This window comes from Micrococcus sp. KT16, assembly GCF_003315015.1.
Taxonomy (GTDB): domain Bacteria; phylum Actinomycetota; class Actinomycetes; order Actinomycetales; family Micrococcaceae; genus Micrococcus; species Micrococcus luteus.
This window is the reverse complement of the sequence record NZ_QNRG01000002.1, coordinates 137,175-152,102: the sequence shown is the minus strand read 5'-3', so window position 1 is coordinate 152,102 and position 14,928 is coordinate 137,175. Positions and strand designations below refer to the sequence as shown.

Below are 14,928 nucleotides of genomic sequence, written 5' to 3'. Positions count from 1 at the left end.
GCCCGCCCCTCCGGTCGGCCGTCGTCTCCCCCCGCACTGCTATCAGGCGCCGCCCTCGGTCTCGTCACCCGCGCGGAGGCGGGCGAGGACGTCGTCGTGGAGCAGGCCGTTCGTGGCCAGCGCGTGCCCGCCGAACGGGCCGTCCTCGCCGTCCAGCGAGGTGAAGCGGCCGCCGGCCTCGCGCACGATCGGCACCAGAGCGGCCATGTCATGCAGCTCGAGCTCGGGCTCGGCCGCGATGTCCACGGCGCCCTCGGCGACGAGCATGTAGGACCAGAAGTCGCCGAAGCCGCGCACGCGCCACACGTCCGAGGTGAGCTGCAGGAACGCGCGGATCGAGCCGCGTTCGCGCCAGCCCTCGATCGAGGAGAAGGACAGCGACGCGTCCTCGACCCGGTCCACGCCGGACACGGTGATCCGCTGAGCACGCGTGAGCGAGGTGCCCGCGAAGGCGCCCTGGCCGGCCGCGGCCCACCAGCGACGGTGCAGGGCGGGGGCGGAGACGACGCCGACGACGGGCTCGCCGTCGATCAGCAGCGCGATGAGGGTGGCCCACACGGGCACGCCGCGCACGAAGTTCTTGGTGCCGTCGATGGGGTCGACCACCCACTGCCGGCCGGAGCGGCTCAGAGATCCGCCGAACTCCTCACCCACGATGCCGTCGCGCGCCCGGGCACGGGACAGGGTCGAGCGGATGGACTCCTCGGCGGCGCGGTCCGCATCCGTGACAGGGGTGAGATCCGGCTTGGTGCTGACCTCGAGGTCCTGGGCCTTGAACCGGGACATCGTGATCGAGTCCACGTTGTCCGCCAGCATGTGGGCCAGCCGCAGGTCCTCCGTGAGGTCGCGGCCGCGGGTCGCAGGGTTCTCAGGTCGCTCCATGCCGCCCACGCTATACCGCGCGGGCCGCCTCAGTCCTCGGACGACGCCGCGTCCTCCGCCCCCGAGGGGGCCAGCCGGTTGCCGAGCAGACGCCGCAGCGAGGCCAGGCGTGCCGCTCCCGAGGGGCCGGCGTGGCCCGCGGCCACCCATGCGTCCAGGCCGCAGCCGGGGGAGTCGGCGGTGTGGGTGCAGCCGCGCGGGCAGTCCGCCAGCCCGCCGGCGAGGTCGTCGAACGCCTCCACCACGCGGTCCGGCTCGACCCAGCCCAGCCCGAAGGACCGGATGCCGGGGGTGTCCACTACCCAGGTGTCCGGCAGGGGGGCGCCGTCGTCGCCCGTCAGCGGCAGTGCGAGCGCGGACGAGGAGGTGTGCCGGCCCCGGCCGGTGACGGCGTTGACGTGGCCGGTGGCCCGTTCCGCGCCGGTGAGCGCGTTCAGCAGCGTGGACTTGCCGACGCCGGAGGGCCCCACGAACGCGCTCGTGTGCCCGATCAGCCGCTCGGCCACCCGGGCCACGAGCGAGGCGTCCAGGGCGGTGTCCCCGGTCTCGGCCTCGAAGGTCGCCGCACCGGAGGTCATCACCTCCAGGTCCAGGGCCTCGTAGTGCGCCACCAGCGCGGCCGGATCACGCAGGTCGGTCTTCGTGATGAGCAGCACCGGGTGGATGCCGGCGTCGTAGCAGGCGACCAGGGCGCGGTCGATGAAGCCGGTCCGGGGCTCCGGATTGGCCGCGGCCACCATGATCACCAGCAGGTCGGCGTTGGCCACCACCACCCGCTCGACCTCGTCCGAGTCGTCCGCCGACCGGCGCAGGACCGTGCTGCGCTCCTCGACACGGACGATGCGTGCGAGCGTGCCCTCGTCCCCGGAGAGGTCCCCGACGACGGCCACCCGGTCGCCCGTGGCGATCGGCGTGCGGCGCAGCTCGCGGGCGCGCATCGCCGTGATCCGCTCGTCCAGGCGATCCGGCAGCACCACGGCGTACCGGCCGCGGTCCACCGTGGTGACCATGCCGACCTGCGCATCCTCGTGCTTGGGCCGCTCCTTGGTGCGCGGGCGGGTGCCGCGTTTGGACGGGCGCACCCGGACATCGGACTCGTCCCACGCGGAGGGATCGAGGCGCCGGGCCATCAGCGGGCCTCCTCGGCCGCATCGCCGGGTGCCACGAGCGCGGTCCACAGTGCGGGGAAGTCCGGCATCGTCTTCGCGGTGGTCGCCACGTCCACGATGCCGGTCCCCGGCACGCGCAGGCCGACGACGGCGGCGAAGGTCGCCATCCGGTGGTCGTGGTAGGTCTCGAGGGCGGCGGGCGACAGCGGCCCCGACGCGTCCGTCCCCGGGAAGCCGAGCGACGTCTCGTCCTCGTCCACGGTGATCCCCAGGCGGGCGGCCTCGGCGGTGAGCGCGGCGAGCCGGTCCGTCTCATGGCCCCGCAGATGGCCGATCCCCGTCAGGCGGGTGGGCCCGGAGGCCAGCAGGGCGAGCGCGGCCGCGGTGGGGGCGAGCTCGGCCGTGTCCGCGATCTCACCGGCGCCGGTGATGCGGGGCGCGCCGTCGTCGTGGACCGCCCCCGTCACCGTGAGCCGGCCGCGGGAGCGGTCCGTGCGGTCGACCGTGAGGGCCACGCTCGCCCCGAACTGCGGCAGGATCCGCCGCCAGCGGTCGCCGATCTGCGTCGTGCGGGTGGGCCAGTCCGGCACCGTCACGGAGCCGCCCGTGGCCACGGCGGCGGCCAGGAAGGGGCCTGCGTTGGACAGGTCCGGCTCGACGGTCGCCTCGTGTGCCGGGATGCGCCCCGGGGCCACGGTCCACGCCCCGGGACCCGTCTCGGCGACGTCCACCTCGAGCGCGCGCAGCACCCCGACGGTCATCGCGACGTGCTCCGGACTCGGCACGGTCTGCCCGGTGTGCCGCAGCCGGAGGCCGCGCGGCATCCCCGCGGCCGCCAGCAGCGCGGCGGACAGGAACTGGGAGGAGCCGGAGGCGTCGACCGCGACCTCCGGCACGTCGCCGTCGGGGGCCACCGTGGCCGCGTCCGCGCGGGTCGTCATCGTGAAGGGCAGGCGACCGGGCTCGCCCTCCTCGTTGACGGCCACCCCGAGCTGGCGCAGCGCGTCCAGGACCGGGGCCATCGGGCGCAGGCGCGCGCCGGCGTCGCCGTCGAAGCGGACCCGGCCGGGCCGCAGCGCGGCGACGAACGGGACGAAGCGCATGACCGTCCCCGCCAGTCCGCAGTCCACGGCGACATCCCCGGCCAGCGGCTCGCCGACCGGCATCGGATGCACCCGCAGTCCGCCGTCGGACAGGGGCTCGAACCGGGCCCCGAGCGCTGTGAGCGCCGTGCGCATCAATGCCGTGTCCCGCGACTCGAGGACGCCGTGCAGGACGCACGGACCGTCGGCGAGCGCGGCGAGCACGAGATGCCGGTTCGTCAGCGACTTCGATCCCGGCAGCCGCACCTCTCCGCGCACCGGGCCGCGCGCCACGGGCGCGGGCCAGGTCTCGGCGGCGTCGGGACGGGGGGCGGGGGAGTGCGCGGCGGCACGCGTGGGGCGGGTCACCGGACCAGCCTATCCGGCGGCTGTCGGCCGGGGTCGGCCTGTCGCGGGGGAATACCTGGAACGCTCCTGGCGCTCCACTGGACGACCCCGTACCCGTGTCGGCGCACCGGTCCCGCTCGCCGCGGACCGCAGCCGGAGAGGAGCCCCGCATGAGCGCCGCCCTGCTGACGCATCCCTCCCGGACCGTAGACTGGCCCGCGATGAGCACTGACAACAGCCGGCCGGAATTCGCCCGGCCCGAGGACGCCCCCGAGCACGACCGCGCCGACATCGACGTCGCCGCCGAGTCCGAACAGCAGCGCCGTGCCCGGTTCGAGCGTGACGCCCTCGAGTTCGTGGACCAGTTGTACTCCGCTGCGCTGCGCATGACGCGCAACCCGCAGGACGCCGAGGACCTGGTCCAGGAGGCGTACACGAAGGCCTACTCCTCGTTCCACCAGTACCGGCCCGGCACCAACCTCAAGGCCTGGCTCTACCGGATCCTCACGAACACGTACATCAACCTCTACCGCAAGCGGCAGCGCCAGCCCCTCGAGGCGGACAACCCTGAGGTGGAGGACTGGCAGATGGCCCGGGCCGCCGAGCACACCTCCGGTGGCCTGCGCTCGGCCGAGACGGAGGCCCTCGACCGGCTGCCCGACTCCCAGGTGAAGGACGCCCTGCAGGCGATCCCGGAGGAGTTCCGGCTCGCCGTCTACTTCGCGGACGTGGAGGGCTTCGCCTACAAGGAGATCGCCGAGATCCTCGACGTGCCGATCGGCACCGTCATGTCGCGGCTGCACCGCGGCCGCAAGCAGCTGCGCGAGCGCCTCGCGGACTACGCGGCCGCGCGCGGCATCAAGGCCCAGCCGAAGAAGAAGACCGGGCGCGGCGGCACGAAGCAGACCGAGACGAGCACGAAGGAGGCCACGCGATGACCGCGGACCAGCACGGCCATGAGTGCCGCGTCGCCCAGGACGCCTCCCTGGAGCGGCTGTACCAGTACCTGGACGGCGCCCTGACGCCCGAGGACATCGAGCAGGTGCGCGCCCACGTGGCGGAGTGTCCGGACTGCCGGCACCAGAAGGAGCTCGAGGAGCTCATCCGCTCGGCGGTGCGTCGGTGCTGTCAGGAGAAGGCGCCCGCGCAGCTGCGGGCCACCATCATGACCCGCATCACCCAGATCTCGACGACGACCGTCACCTGGGGCTGACACCGCGACATGCGGACCCGTGGGCACCCGATCGGGCGCCCCGACGATGACGAAGGGCCGTCCCCTGAGGGGACGGCCCTTCGTGGTCTCTGCGGTCGCCGGGTGGCACCCGGCCGGTCCGCGACGCCGATCAGCGGATCAGGCGTTGGGACGCTTGCCGTGGTTGGCGCCGTTCCTGCGGCGGTCGCGACGCTTGCGTGCACGCTTGCTCATGACGTCTCCCTTCAACGAGTCGGTCGGTGGTCCATTCTGTCACATCAGGCCGTGGGCTCAGGCAGACCGAGCCACTGGTACCAGCCCCGGTGCAGCACGAGCCACGCGATGAGCCCGTGGCCCGCCTGGCCCGGCCGGCCCTGGCCGGAGGCGAGGTCCGCGCGCCACTGCTCGTGTCCCACCAGCGGGGTGAACGTGTCCACGTACACGTGGTTGCGCCGGTCGGCCACATCCAGGTAGGCGGCGTTGAGCTCGGCGAGCCGGGCGTTGCGCTGCTCGTCCAGGGTGGGCGTGGGGCCCACCACGAGCACCGGGATGTTCCGCTGCGAGGCGGTGTCCAGGACGTTGGCCAGGTTCAGCCGCGAGCGGGCGGTCGAGGTGGCCTCCAGGTCCAGGTCCGCGTCGGACAGGGCCACGACGAGGCGGTTCTCCGTCTCCTCGGAGAAGCGCCGCGAGGCCTCGCCCCACCAGCGCTCGTTGAGGTCCTCGGTGGTCTCGTGCGGCACGGCCAGCACGTAGTTCTCCAGCTCCACGTCGGGGGCCTGGGTGCGGGCGAGCACGCGGCCCCACCAGCCGATGGCGCGGGCGTCGCCCGCACCGGCCAGCAGCTGGTCGCCGACGGCGGCGATCCGGATCCGGCGGTTGTGCACAGTGTGTCCTTTCGTCGGCCGATCCGGCGCCGCCGCCGCACCGGAGGGTGCGGCGGCGGCGCAGGGTCGGTCCGGGTCAGCGGCCGAAGGCGGCGTCCAGCAGCGTGCTGAGCTCCTGGTCGTGGCGGCCCTTGGTGCCCGCGGAGGTCGCGGCCGAGGCCGGGCGGGACACGAGGGTCACGGGGCCGTCGAGCTGCGGCACGAGGTTCAGTGCCATGAACGGCCACGGGCCCTGGTTCGCGGGCTCGTCCTGCACCCAGGTGACGTCGGCGACCGGGTAGGCGCGGAGCGCCTTGCGGATCTCGTCGAGCGGCAGCGGGTAGAGCTGCTCCACCCGCACGATCGCGGTGGACGTGTCACCGGACTTCTCGCGGCGGGCGAGCAGGTCGTAGTACAGCCGGCCGGAGACCAGCACCACGCGCGTGACGTCCTTGGCGTCCACCCCGGCGTCCGGGATGACCGGCTGGAAGCCGCCCTCGGTGAAGTCCTCCACCGAGTTCGCGGCGGCCTTGAGGCGCAGCAGCTGCTTCGGGGTGAACACGATGAGGGGCCGACGCGGGCGGGCGTAGGCGTGCTCGCGCAGCAGGTGGAAGTGGTTCGCGCCCGTGGAGGGGTTGACCACGCGCATGTTGTCCTCGGCGCACATCTGCAGGAAGCGCTCGATGCGGGCGGAGGAGTGGTCCGGCCCCTGTCCCTCGTAGCCGTGGGGGAGGAGCAGGACCACGGACGAGGTCTGCGACCACTTCTGATCGGCCGAGGAGATGAACTCGTCGATGATCGTCTGCGCGCCGTTCACGAAGTCGCCGAACTGGGCCTCCCACAGCACGAGGGCGTCGGAGCGCTCCACGGAGTAGCCGTACTCGAAGCCGAGGGCGGCGTACTCGGACAGCAGCGAGTTGTAGACCCAGAACTTCGCCTGGTCCTCGGAGAGGTGCCTCAGCGGCGCCCACGTGTCGCCGGTGATCCGGTCGTGGAACACCGAGTGGCGCTGCGTGAAGGTGCCGCGCTGGGAGTCCTGGCCCGCCAGGCGGACCGGCACGCCCTCCATGAGCAGCGAGCCGAAGGCCGCCAGCTCGGCGAAGCCCCAGTCGATGCCGCCGTCGACGGCCATCTTGGCGCGGCGCTCGAGCAGGGCCGCGAGCTTGGGGTGGACCGTAAAGCCCTCGGGCACGTCGATGTGCGCCTGCCCGATGGCCCGCAGCGTCTCGGCCGAGATGGCCGTGGACGCCGGCGCCTCCGGGGCCGCGTCCCGGTCCTCGGCCGGGCGGAGGCCCTCCCCGCCGGAGGCGGGCGCGTCCTCGTGGGTCTCCGCGAAGACCCGCTCCAGCTGCTGCTGGTAGTCCTTCAGGGCGCTGTCCGCCTCCTCCTGCGTGATGTCGCCGCGGCCCACGAGGGACTCGACGTACAGCTTGCGGGTGGAGCGCTTCTGCTCGATGAGGTTGTACATGCGCGGCTGCGTCATCGACGGGTCGTCGCCCTCGTTGTGGCCGCGGCGGCGGTAGCAGACGAGGTCGATGACGACGTCCTTGTTGAACCGCTGGCGGTACTCGAAGGCGAGCTGGGCCACGTGCACCACGGACTCCGGCTCGTCGCCGTTGACGTGGAAGATCGGGGCCTGGATGGTCTTGGCCACGTCGGTGGAGTACACCGCGGAGCGCGCCTGGGTCGGCGGCGTGGTGAAGCCCACCTGGTTGTTCACGATCACGTGGATCGTGCCGCCGGTGCGGTAGCCGGGCAGCTGCGAGAGCTGCAGGACCTCGGTCACGACGCCCTGGCCCGCGAAGGCCGCGTCGCCGTGCACGAGGATCGGCAGCACGGAGAAGGAGTCCGGGCGCTGGCCACCCAGATCGAGGCGGTCCTGCTTGGCGCGCACGACGCCCTCGAGGACCGGGTCCACAGCCTCCAGATGCGAGGGGTTCGCGGCGAGATACACGCGGGTGCTGTTGCCGGCGTCGGACACGAAGGTGCCCTCGGTGCCCATGTGGTACTTCACGTCGCCCGAGCCCGAGGCGCCGCCCGGGGTGGCCCCCTCGAACTCGCGGAAGACCTGGCTGTAGGTCTTGCCGGCGATGTTGGTGAGCACGTTCAGGCGACCGCGGTGCGCCATGCCGATGGCGACCTCGTCCAGTCCGGCGTCGGCGGCGTCGCCGAGGATGCCGTCCAGCAGCGGGATGAGGGACTCGCCGCCCTCCAGGGAGAAGCGCTTCTGGCCGATGTACTTGGTCTGCAGGAACGTCTCGAACGCCTCCGCGGCGTTGAGGCGGCCCAGGATGCGCAGCTGCTCCTCGCGGGTGGGCTTGGCGTACGGCTGCTCGAGCTTCTCCTGGAACCAGGCGCGCTCGGCCGGGTCCTGGATGTGCATGTACTCGACGCCGATGGTGCGGCAGTACGCGTCACGCAGCACGCCGAGGATCTTGCGCAGGGTCAGGCTGCTCGCCCCGCCGAAGCCGCCGGTGGGCCACTGACGGTCCAGGTCCCACAGGGTGAGCCCGTGCTCGCGGATGTCGAGGTCCGGGTGGTAGGCCATCGAGTACTCGAGCGGGTCCACGTTGGCCAGCAGGTGGCCGCGGTCCCGGTAGGCGTGGATGAGCTGCTGGATGCGGGCGACCTTGCCGACCTGCTCCTCCGGGTTCACCTGCACGTCCTGGGCCCAGCGGACGGGCTCGTAGGGGATGCGCAGGGAGTGGAAGACCTCGTCGTAGAAGCCGTCCTCGCCCAGCAGGAGGCCGTGCACGATCTTCAGGAACTCGCCCGAGCCGGCACCCTGGATCACGCGGTGGTCGTACGTGGAGGTGAGGGTGATCGTCTTGGAGATCGCCAGGTCGTGCAGCGTGGACTCGGCGGCGCCCTGGAAGGCGGCCGGATAGGTCAGCGCGCCGACGCCGATGATGGCGGCCTGGCCCTGGGACAGGCGGGGCACCGAGTGCACGGTGCCGATGCCGCCCGGGTTGGTCAGGGAGACCGTGGTGCCGGCGTAGTCGTCCATCGTCAGCTTGTTCTTGCGGGCGCGCTGGACGAGGTCGTCGTACGCCTTCCAGAAGCCGCGGAAGTCGAGGGTCTCGGCGGCCTTGACGTTGGGGACCACGAGCGCGCGGGTGCCGTCCGGGCGGGGCAGGTCGATGGCGAGGCCGAAGTTCACGTGGGCCGGCTCCACCATGGTGGGCTTGCCGTCGCGCTCCTCGTAGGTCACATTCATCGAAGGCATGGCCGCGAGCGCGCGGACCACGGCGTAGCCGATGAGGTGGGTGAAGGAGACCTTGCCGCCCCGGGTGCGGGCCAGGTGGCTGTTGATGACCACGCGGTTGTCGATCAGCACCTTGGCCGGCAGGTCGCGCACGGTGGTGGCGGTGGGCATGGACAGGGAGGCGTCCATGTTCGTGGCCACGGCCTTGGCCATGCCCTTGAGGACGGTGGCCTTCTCCTGCTTCTCGTCCGCGGTGGTGGCGGTGGTGTCGGCGGGCTCGGAGGGCACGGCCTGGGCCGCCGGGGTCTTCTTGGGCTTGGGGCCGGTGCTGACCGAGGTCTCCTTGGGCTGCGCACCCCGGGCCGGGGCGGTCGCCGCCTTCGGCTCGGTCACCTTGGCGGAGGCCTTCGGCTCGGCCCGGGCGGCGGTCTTCGGCTCGGTCTTGGCGGCGGCCTTCGGCTCGGCCTTGGCGGCGGCCTTCGGCTCGGCCTCGGCGGCGGGGGCGCTGGCCTCGAGACGGGCGAAGATCTGTGCCCACTGCCGGTCCACGGAACCGGAGTCCTCGCGGTACTTCCGGTAGATCTCGGCCACCAGCCGTTCGTTCCCCGGGAACTCCTGTGCGAGCCGGTCCGACGTGAGTTCTGGCACTGTGTAACGCCTCTTCCTGAGCCTTGGGATGCGATGTGCTGCGCCGGGCCACCCGCGCGGCGCGCGTGGGGCCGGGAACGCCTCGAGACATCATAGTTCTTCGACGCCCCCGGTCGGAATGCCGCGGCCTCGTCTCGACTCCGCTCCCGGCGGACGCGCGGGGCCCCTCGGCGTCCGCCTCGTCTGGGAGACTGACGCCATGCGCTTCCTCACCGACCCGGCCGTCGACCTGACGTACAACGACGTCTTCCTCGTGCCCTCGCACTCGGACGTCGCCAGTCGCATGGACGTGGACATCGCCCCGGATGACGGCACGGGCGCCACCATCCCCCTGGTCTCCGCCAACATGACCGCCGTCACCGGGCGCCGGATGGTCGAGACCATGGCCCGGCGCGGCGGTCTCGGGATCCTGCCGCAGGACATCCCGGCGGACGCGCGGGGCCCCTCGGCGTCCGCCTCGTCTGGGAGACTGACGCCATGCGCTTCCTCACCGACCCGGCCGTCGACCTGACGTACAACGACGTCTTCCTCGTGCCCTCGCACTCGGACGTCGCCAGTCGCATGGACGTGGACATCGCCCCGGATGACGGCACGGGCGCCACCATCCCCCTGGTCTCCGCCAACATGACCGCCGTCACCGGGCGCCGGATGGTCGAGACCATGGCCCGGCGCGGCGGTCTCGGGATCCTGCCGCAGGACATCCCGGCGGACGTGATCCGGGACGTCGTGCGTCGGGTGAAGGTGGCCCACCCCGTGGCGGACACCGCCCTGACCGTCGGGCCGCAGGACACGGTGCTGGACCTGCTCCACCTCGTGGACCGCCGCAACCACGGGGCCGTCTGCGTGGTGGACGCCCACGGCGGGCTGCTCGGCGTGGTCCGCCCCCAGGACTGCGAGGGCGTGGACCGCTTCGCCTCGGCCGCCTCCGTCATGCACCCTCCGGCGGTGACCCTCACGCTCGCCGAGCTCGGCGGCACGGACGGGGCCCCGAGCAAGGAGGCGCTGCAGGCGGCCTTCGAGCGCCTCCACGCCGCGCGCCAGGAGATGGCCCCCGTCGTGGACCCGGCGGTGGGGACCGCCGCCCCCGTGCTGCGCGGGGTCGTCACCGCGGCGGGCCTGCTGCGCTCGTCCCTGTTCACGCCCGGTCTCGACGACGACGGACGGCTCCGCGTCGGCGCCGCCGTCGGCATCAACGGGGCGGTGGGGGAGAAGGCCGCCGTCCTGGTCGAGGCCGGCGTCGACGTGCTCGTCGTGGACACGGCGCACGGTCATCAGCGGACCATGCTGGACGCGCTCGCTGCGGTGCGGGCCCTCGACCCCGGCGTGCCCGTGGTGGCCGGCAACGTCGTCTCCGGCGACGGCGTCCGGGACCTGGTCGCGGCCGGCGCGGACATCGTGAAGGTGGGCGTGGGCCCGGGCGCGATGTGCACCACGCGCATGCAGACCGCGGTGGGCCGGCCGCAGTTCTCGGCGGTCCTGGAGTGCGCCGCCGCGGCCCGCGAGCTCGGGGCACGCGTGTGGGCGGACGGCGGGGTGAAGCACCCGCGGGACGTGGCGCTCGCGCTGGCCGCCGGAGCCAGCTCGGTGATGATCGGCTCGTGGTTCGCGGGGACGCTCGAGTCTCCGGGCGACCTCGTGCACGGTCCGGACGGTCGGCGGTACAAGGAGAGCTTCGGCATGGCCTCGGCCCGCGCGGTCCAGCACCGCACCCGCCACGAGGACGCCTTCACCAAGGCCCGCAAGGCGATGTTCGAGGAGGGCATCTCCTCCTCGCGCATGTACGTGGACCCGCGCCGCCCCTCGGTGGAGGACCTGCTGGACACCATCACGTCCGGTGTGCGCTCGTCGCTGACCTACGCCGGCGCCCACGACCTGGCGGAGTTCCGTGAGCGCGCCGTCGTCGGCCTGCAGTCCGCGGCGGGCTACGAGGAGGGCCGGCCGGTCGCCTCGTCGTGGTGAGGCGGCCGCATGCCCCTGCTCGTTCCGCCGGGGCCTGACGCCCCTATACTGGGCGGACTATGGATCACCCTGACACCTGTGTGCCAGACCGCTCGTCCGCCCACGCGGACGCGGCCGGATCGGAGCCTTCCAGTCCCGGTGCCCCGCACCGCCGCCCGGCCCGCCGTCGAGGGGGTGAGGTCGGGTGGAGTGGCTCCTGCTGATCCTCGGCCTGGTCCTGATCGTGGGCACCGGGTTCTTCGTGGCCGTCGAGTTCGCCATGATCGCGATCGACGTGCCGACCGTGCAGCGGATGGTGGACGCGGGTGACCGCGGCGCCGAGCCCCTGCTGCGCTGTCTCAAGTCACTCTCGACCCAGCTCTCCGCGTGCCAGCTGGGCATCACCCTGACCACACTGCTCACCGGATACGTGATGGACCCGGCGATCAGCCGGCTCATCGACCCGCTGCTGCTCCAGGTGGGGCTGCCGGCCGGCGTGGTGGGCACCGTCTCGCTCGTCGTCGCGATGGTCGTGGCGACCCTGCTCTCGATGCTCCTCGGCGAGCTGATCCCCAAGAACCTGTCCATCGCCGAGCCCATGGCGATCGGCCGCGCACTCGCCCGGCCCCAGCTCGTGTTCAGCACGGTGTTCAAGCCGGCGATCCTGGTCCTGAACGGGTTCTCCAACGGCGTGCTGGCCCGCGTGGGCATCGAGGCCAAGGAGGAGATCTCCGGCGCCCGCAGCCCCGAGGAGCTCTCCTCGCTGGTCCGCCGCTCGGCGCAGCTGGGCACGCTCGACGCGCAGACCGCCACGTTCCTGGACCGGACGCTGCGCTTCGCGGACCGCACCGCCGCGGACGTGATGACCCCGCGCATCCGCGTGGAGACGGTGAGGGAGGACCAGGCTCTGCCCGAGGTCCTGGACCTGGCCCGCAGCACCGGCTACTCCCGGTTCCCCGTGATCGGCGACTCCTCGGACGACATCCGCGGCGTGGTGCACGTGAAGAAGGTCGTGGCCGTGCCGCGGGAGCGCCGCGCCGACCTCGAGGCCGGTGCGCTGATGACGGAGGTCATCCGCGTGCCGGAGACCGTGCACCTGGACCAGCTGCTGGCCGAGCTGCGCGACGCGAACCTGCAGATGGCCGTCGTCGTGGACGAGTACGGGGGCACCGCCGGGGTGGTCACGCTCGAGGACGTGGTGGAGGAGATCGTCGGCGAGGTCGCGGACGAGCACGACCGAGTCACCCCGGGGGTCCTGCAGACGGCCTCCGGCCGCTGGTACTTCCCGGCGGAGCTGCGGCCCGACGAGGTGCGGACCCAGATCCCGGGCCTCGTGGTGCCGGAGGACGGGGCCTACGAGACCGTCGGCGGGTACATCCTGGCCCGACTGGGGCGCCTGGCGGAGGTCGGGGACGTGGTGGATGTGGACGGCGGCACCCTGACGGTCGAGCGGATGGACGGCCGCCGCATCGAGCGCGTGCGCTTCGACCCGGCCGCTGAGGACGAGGAGACGCGCGCATGAACGGGGACGTCGTCGGACTGCTGTGGCTGGTGGTCCTGTTGGCCGCCAACGCCTTCTTCGTGGCGGGCGAGTTCGCCGTCATGGGCGCCCGTCGGGCGCAGATCGAGCCGAGGGCCGAGGCCGGCTCCCGCCAGGCCCAGGTGGCGCTCTACGCGATGGAGCACGTCTCCCAGATGCTGGCCGTCTGCCAGCTCGGCATCACGGTGTGCTCCCTGCTCATCCTCAACGTGTCCGAGCCGGCGCTGCACCACCTGCTCGTCGTCCCGATGGCCGCCCTCGGGGTCCCGTCCGCGGCGGCGGACGTGACCGCCTTCGTGCTCGCGCTGCTGGTGGTCACCTTCCTGCACGTGACCCTGGGCGAGATGGTGCCCAAGAACGCCGCCGTCTCGTTCGCGGACCGCGCCGTGATGCTGCTGGCCCAGCCGCTCGTGTGGCTCTCGAAGCTGCTGCATCCCGTCGTGGCCGCGCTGAACTGGACGGCCAACCTCGTGCTGCACGCCCTGCGCATCGAGCCGAAGGACGAGGTGGCCTCCTCCTACACGCTCGAGGAGGTGCAGTCGATCGTGGCCGAGTCCACCCGCTCGGGCACCCTGGAGGACGAGTCCGGCGTGCTGCACTCGGCCCTCGAGTTCTCGGACCACCGGGCCGGGGACGTGATGGTGCCGCTCGAGCGGGTCGTCACCGTCCCCGAGGGGATCACGCCGCACGACTTCGAGTGGACCGTGGGCCGCGTGGGCTTCTCCCGGTTCGTGGTCGAGGACCCCGACGGCGGCTACACCGGCTACCTGCACCTGAAGGACGTCCTCACCGTGGGCCCGTCGGGGTACGACGAGCCGATCCCGCTCACGCGCGTGCGCTCGCTGGCCAACGTGCGGCTCGAGGACGAGGTCGAGGACGCACTCGCGCTCATGCAGCGCACGGGCTCCCACCTCGCCCGGGTCATCACGCCCGAGGGCGAGACCGCGGGCATCCTCTTCCTCGAGGACGTGCTCGAGGAGCTCGTCGGGGAGATCAACGACGTGACGCAGTCGCCACGTCGGTTCCGGCCCGCATGAGCGTCGCGCGGGCGGCGCGGTGCTACTGTTGAGAACCGATTTCACACATCCTCCCGACACGAACGAGGTCGCCCCATGCTCCGCCGCCGTCGTCTGCCCGCCCTGACCGGGGCCCTCACCGCGCTCACCCTGAGCCTCGCCGCGTGCGGCGGGACCAGCGGCGACTCCGCGGGCGAGCAGGCCGCGGGCGCCTCTGCTGCCGCCGGGTCCGGCTCGGCCGCGGGCGCGCCCGTGGCCGTCGCCACGACGACGCAGCTCGGCTCCGTGCTCGACCGCGTGGTCGCGTGCGCCGACGCCCGCAGCGTCACGGTGATGGGCCCGGGGGATGATCCGCACGACTTCTCCGCCTCGTCCGCGCAGGTGAAGGACATGGTCTCCTCCGGCCTCGTGTTCTCCAACGGCCTCGGCCTCGAGGGCGGCATGGAGTCCGCCCTCGCCAACGCCGAGGCGGACGGCGCGACCGTCGTCGAGGTGGCGCCCCAGCTGGATCCGCTGCCCTTCGGCGGCCATGACCACGCCGAGGAGGGGGCGGGCCACGAGGGCCATGACCACGGGTCCGAGGACCCGCACGTCTGGATGGACGTCGCCCGCATGGCGAGGGCCGCCGAGCTGATGGGCGACACGCTCGCCCAGGAGCGGGGTGACGAGAGGTTCGCCGAGTGCGGCGCGACCGTGCGCGGGGAGCTCGAGCAGACGGACACGCAGGTCCGGGAGATCCTCGCCGGGGTCCCGGAGGACCGCCGCACGCTGGTCACGGACCACGACGCCTACGGCTACTTCAGCGAGGCCTACGACTTCACCGTGTCCGGCGTCGTCGTCCCGGGCGGCTCCACCGACGGCGAGCCCTCCTCCCAGGAGATCGCCGAGCTCGCCCGGTCCATCCGCGACGGCGGCGCAGACGCCGTGATCACGTCCGTGGGCGCGCGCAACAGCCTCGTGGACACCGTGGCCGAGGAGGCCGGCGACCTGCCGGTCATCGAGGTCTACGAGGGCGGCGTCGGCCCGAAGGACACCCCGGAGGCGGACTACGCCGAGGCCATGCTCCTCAACGCCCGCACCCTCGCCGACGCGCTGGAGGGCTGAG

13 protein-coding genes are annotated in these 14,928 nt (G+C 72.8%); 7 read left to right on the top strand and 6 right to left on the bottom strand.

Annotated elements, in window-relative coordinates; translation table 11 throughout:
- Positions 1–42: 42 nt before the first annotated feature.
- The 3 genes from hisN to aroA are packed head-to-tail and all read right to left on the bottom strand — an operon-like array spanning position 43 to position 3,442.
- A complete protein-coding gene (gene hisN / locus DE149_RS02790) occupies positions 43–882 on the bottom strand; it encodes a histidinol-phosphatase (protein WP_041104303.1) in 840 nt (279 codons plus the stop codon).
- 29 nt (positions 883–911) lie between these two features.
- Complete coding sequence (gene rsgA / locus DE149_RS02785) at positions 912–2,012, bottom strand: ribosome small subunit-dependent GTPase A (protein ID WP_044659234.1); 1,101 nt, start codon at positions 2,010–2,012, stop codon at positions 912–914.
- Entirely contained in the window at positions 2,012–3,442 is a 1,431-nt protein-coding gene (gene aroA, locus DE149_RS02780) for a 3-phosphoshikimate 1-carboxyvinyltransferase (protein ID WP_044659233.1), read from the bottom strand. The genes rsgA and aroA overlap by 1 nt, the downstream gene beginning before the upstream one ends.
- Before the next feature lie 200 nt (positions 3,443–3,642).
- Here aroA and DE149_RS02775 point away from each other — a divergent pair, with 200 nt between their 5' ends.
- Both DE149_RS02775 and rsrA read left to right on the top strand, forming a co-directional pair.
- Positions 3,643–4,359, top strand: a complete 717-nt coding sequence (locus DE149_RS02775) for a sigma-70 family RNA polymerase sigma factor (protein ID WP_036314006.1) — start codon at positions 3,643–3,645, stop codon at positions 4,357–4,359.
- Positions 4,356–4,634: a mycothiol system anti-sigma-R factor gene (gene rsrA, locus DE149_RS02770; RefSeq protein ID WP_060974333.1), complete on the top strand. Its 279-nt coding sequence runs from the start codon at positions 4,356–4,358 to the stop codon at positions 4,632–4,634. Before DE149_RS02775 ends, rsrA begins: the two co-directional genes overlap by 4 nt.
- A 138-nt stretch (positions 4,635–4,772) precedes the next feature.
- On the opposite strand, the gene DE149_RS11925 is transcribed toward rsrA, so the two are convergent.
- From DE149_RS11925 to DE149_RS02760, 3 genes are all read right to left on the bottom strand, one after another.
- On the bottom strand, positions 4,773–4,847 hold the full coding sequence (locus DE149_RS11925) for a 50S ribosomal protein bL37 (protein ID WP_095346645.1): 75 nt from the start codon (positions 4,845–4,847) through the stop codon (positions 4,773–4,775).
- A 44-nt stretch (positions 4,848–4,891) separates the two neighbouring features.
- Positions 4,892–5,497: a GDSL-type esterase/lipase family protein gene (locus tag DE149_RS02765; protein ID WP_041104309.1), complete on the bottom strand. Its 606-nt coding sequence runs from the start codon at positions 5,495–5,497 to the stop codon at positions 4,892–4,894.
- A gap of 76 nt (positions 5,498–5,573) precedes the next feature.
- Positions 5,574–9,329: a multifunctional oxoglutarate decarboxylase/oxoglutarate dehydrogenase thiamine pyrophosphate-binding subunit/dihydrolipoyllysine-residue succinyltransferase subunit gene (locus DE149_RS02760; protein WP_113913914.1), complete on the bottom strand. Its 3,756-nt coding sequence runs from the start codon at positions 9,327–9,329 to the stop codon at positions 5,574–5,576.
- 199 nt (positions 9,330–9,528) lie between these two features.
- Here DE149_RS02760 and DE149_RS02755 point away from each other — a divergent pair, with 199 nt between their 5' ends.
- The 5 genes from DE149_RS02755 (at position 9,529) to DE149_RS02735 (ending at position 14,927) form a co-directional block, all read left to right on the top strand.
- Entirely contained in the window at positions 9,529–9,840 is a 312-nt protein-coding gene (locus tag DE149_RS02755; protein ID WP_370446014.1) for an IMP dehydrogenase, read from the top strand.
- Entirely contained in the window at positions 9,807–11,288 is a 1,482-nt protein-coding gene (locus tag DE149_RS02750; RefSeq protein WP_101965578.1) for a GuaB1 family IMP dehydrogenase-related protein, read from the top strand. Before DE149_RS02755 ends, DE149_RS02750 begins: the two co-directional genes overlap by 34 nt.
- A 184-nt stretch (positions 11,289–11,472) precedes the next feature.
- The gene (locus DE149_RS02745; RefSeq protein WP_102708347.1) at positions 11,473–12,789 is read left to right on the top strand and encodes a hemolysin family protein; all 1,317 of its coding nucleotides are present in this window, start codon (positions 11,473–11,475) and stop codon (positions 12,787–12,789) included.
- Entirely contained in the window at positions 12,786–13,844 is a 1,059-nt protein-coding gene (locus DE149_RS02740; RefSeq protein WP_113913913.1) for a hemolysin family protein, read from the top strand. Before DE149_RS02745 ends, DE149_RS02740 begins: the two co-directional genes overlap by 4 nt.
- 75 nt (positions 13,845–13,919) lie before the next feature.
- Complete coding sequence (locus DE149_RS02735; RefSeq protein WP_041104319.1) at positions 13,920–14,927, top strand: metal ABC transporter substrate-binding protein; 1,008 nt, start codon at positions 13,920–13,922, stop codon at positions 14,925–14,927.
- Position 14,928: the final 1 nt, after the last annotated feature.

What these genes read in the sequence shown, in the direction of transcription:
- hisN (WP_041104303.1), bottom strand. Translation starts at nt 882, where the DNA reads ATGGAGCGACCTGAGAACCCTGCGACCCGCGGCCGCGACCTCACGGAG.
- rsgA (WP_044659234.1), bottom strand. Translation starts at nt 2,012, where the DNA reads ATGGCCCGGCGCCTCGATCCCTCCGCGTGGGACGAGTCCGATGTCCGG.
- DE149_RS02775 (WP_036314006.1), top strand. Translation starts at nt 3,643, where the DNA reads ATGAGCACTGACAACAGCCGGCCGGAATTCGCCCGGCCCGAGGACGCC.
- rsrA (WP_060974333.1), top strand. Translation starts at nt 4,356, where the DNA reads ATGACCGCGGACCAGCACGGCCATGAGTGCCGCGTCGCCCAGGACGCC.
- DE149_RS02755 (WP_370446014.1), top strand. Translation starts at nt 9,529, where the DNA reads ATGCGCTTCCTCACCGACCCGGCCGTCGACCTGACGTACAACGACGTC.
- DE149_RS02750 (WP_101965578.1), top strand. Translation starts at nt 9,807, where the DNA reads ATGCGCTTCCTCACCGACCCGGCCGTCGACCTGACGTACAACGACGTC.
- DE149_RS02740 (WP_113913913.1), top strand. Translation starts at nt 12,786, where the DNA reads ATGAACGGGGACGTCGTCGGACTGCTGTGGCTGGTGGTCCTGTTGGCC.
- DE149_RS02735 (WP_041104319.1), top strand. Translation starts at nt 13,920, where the DNA reads ATGCTCCGCCGCCGTCGTCTGCCCGCCCTGACCGGGGCCCTCACCGCG.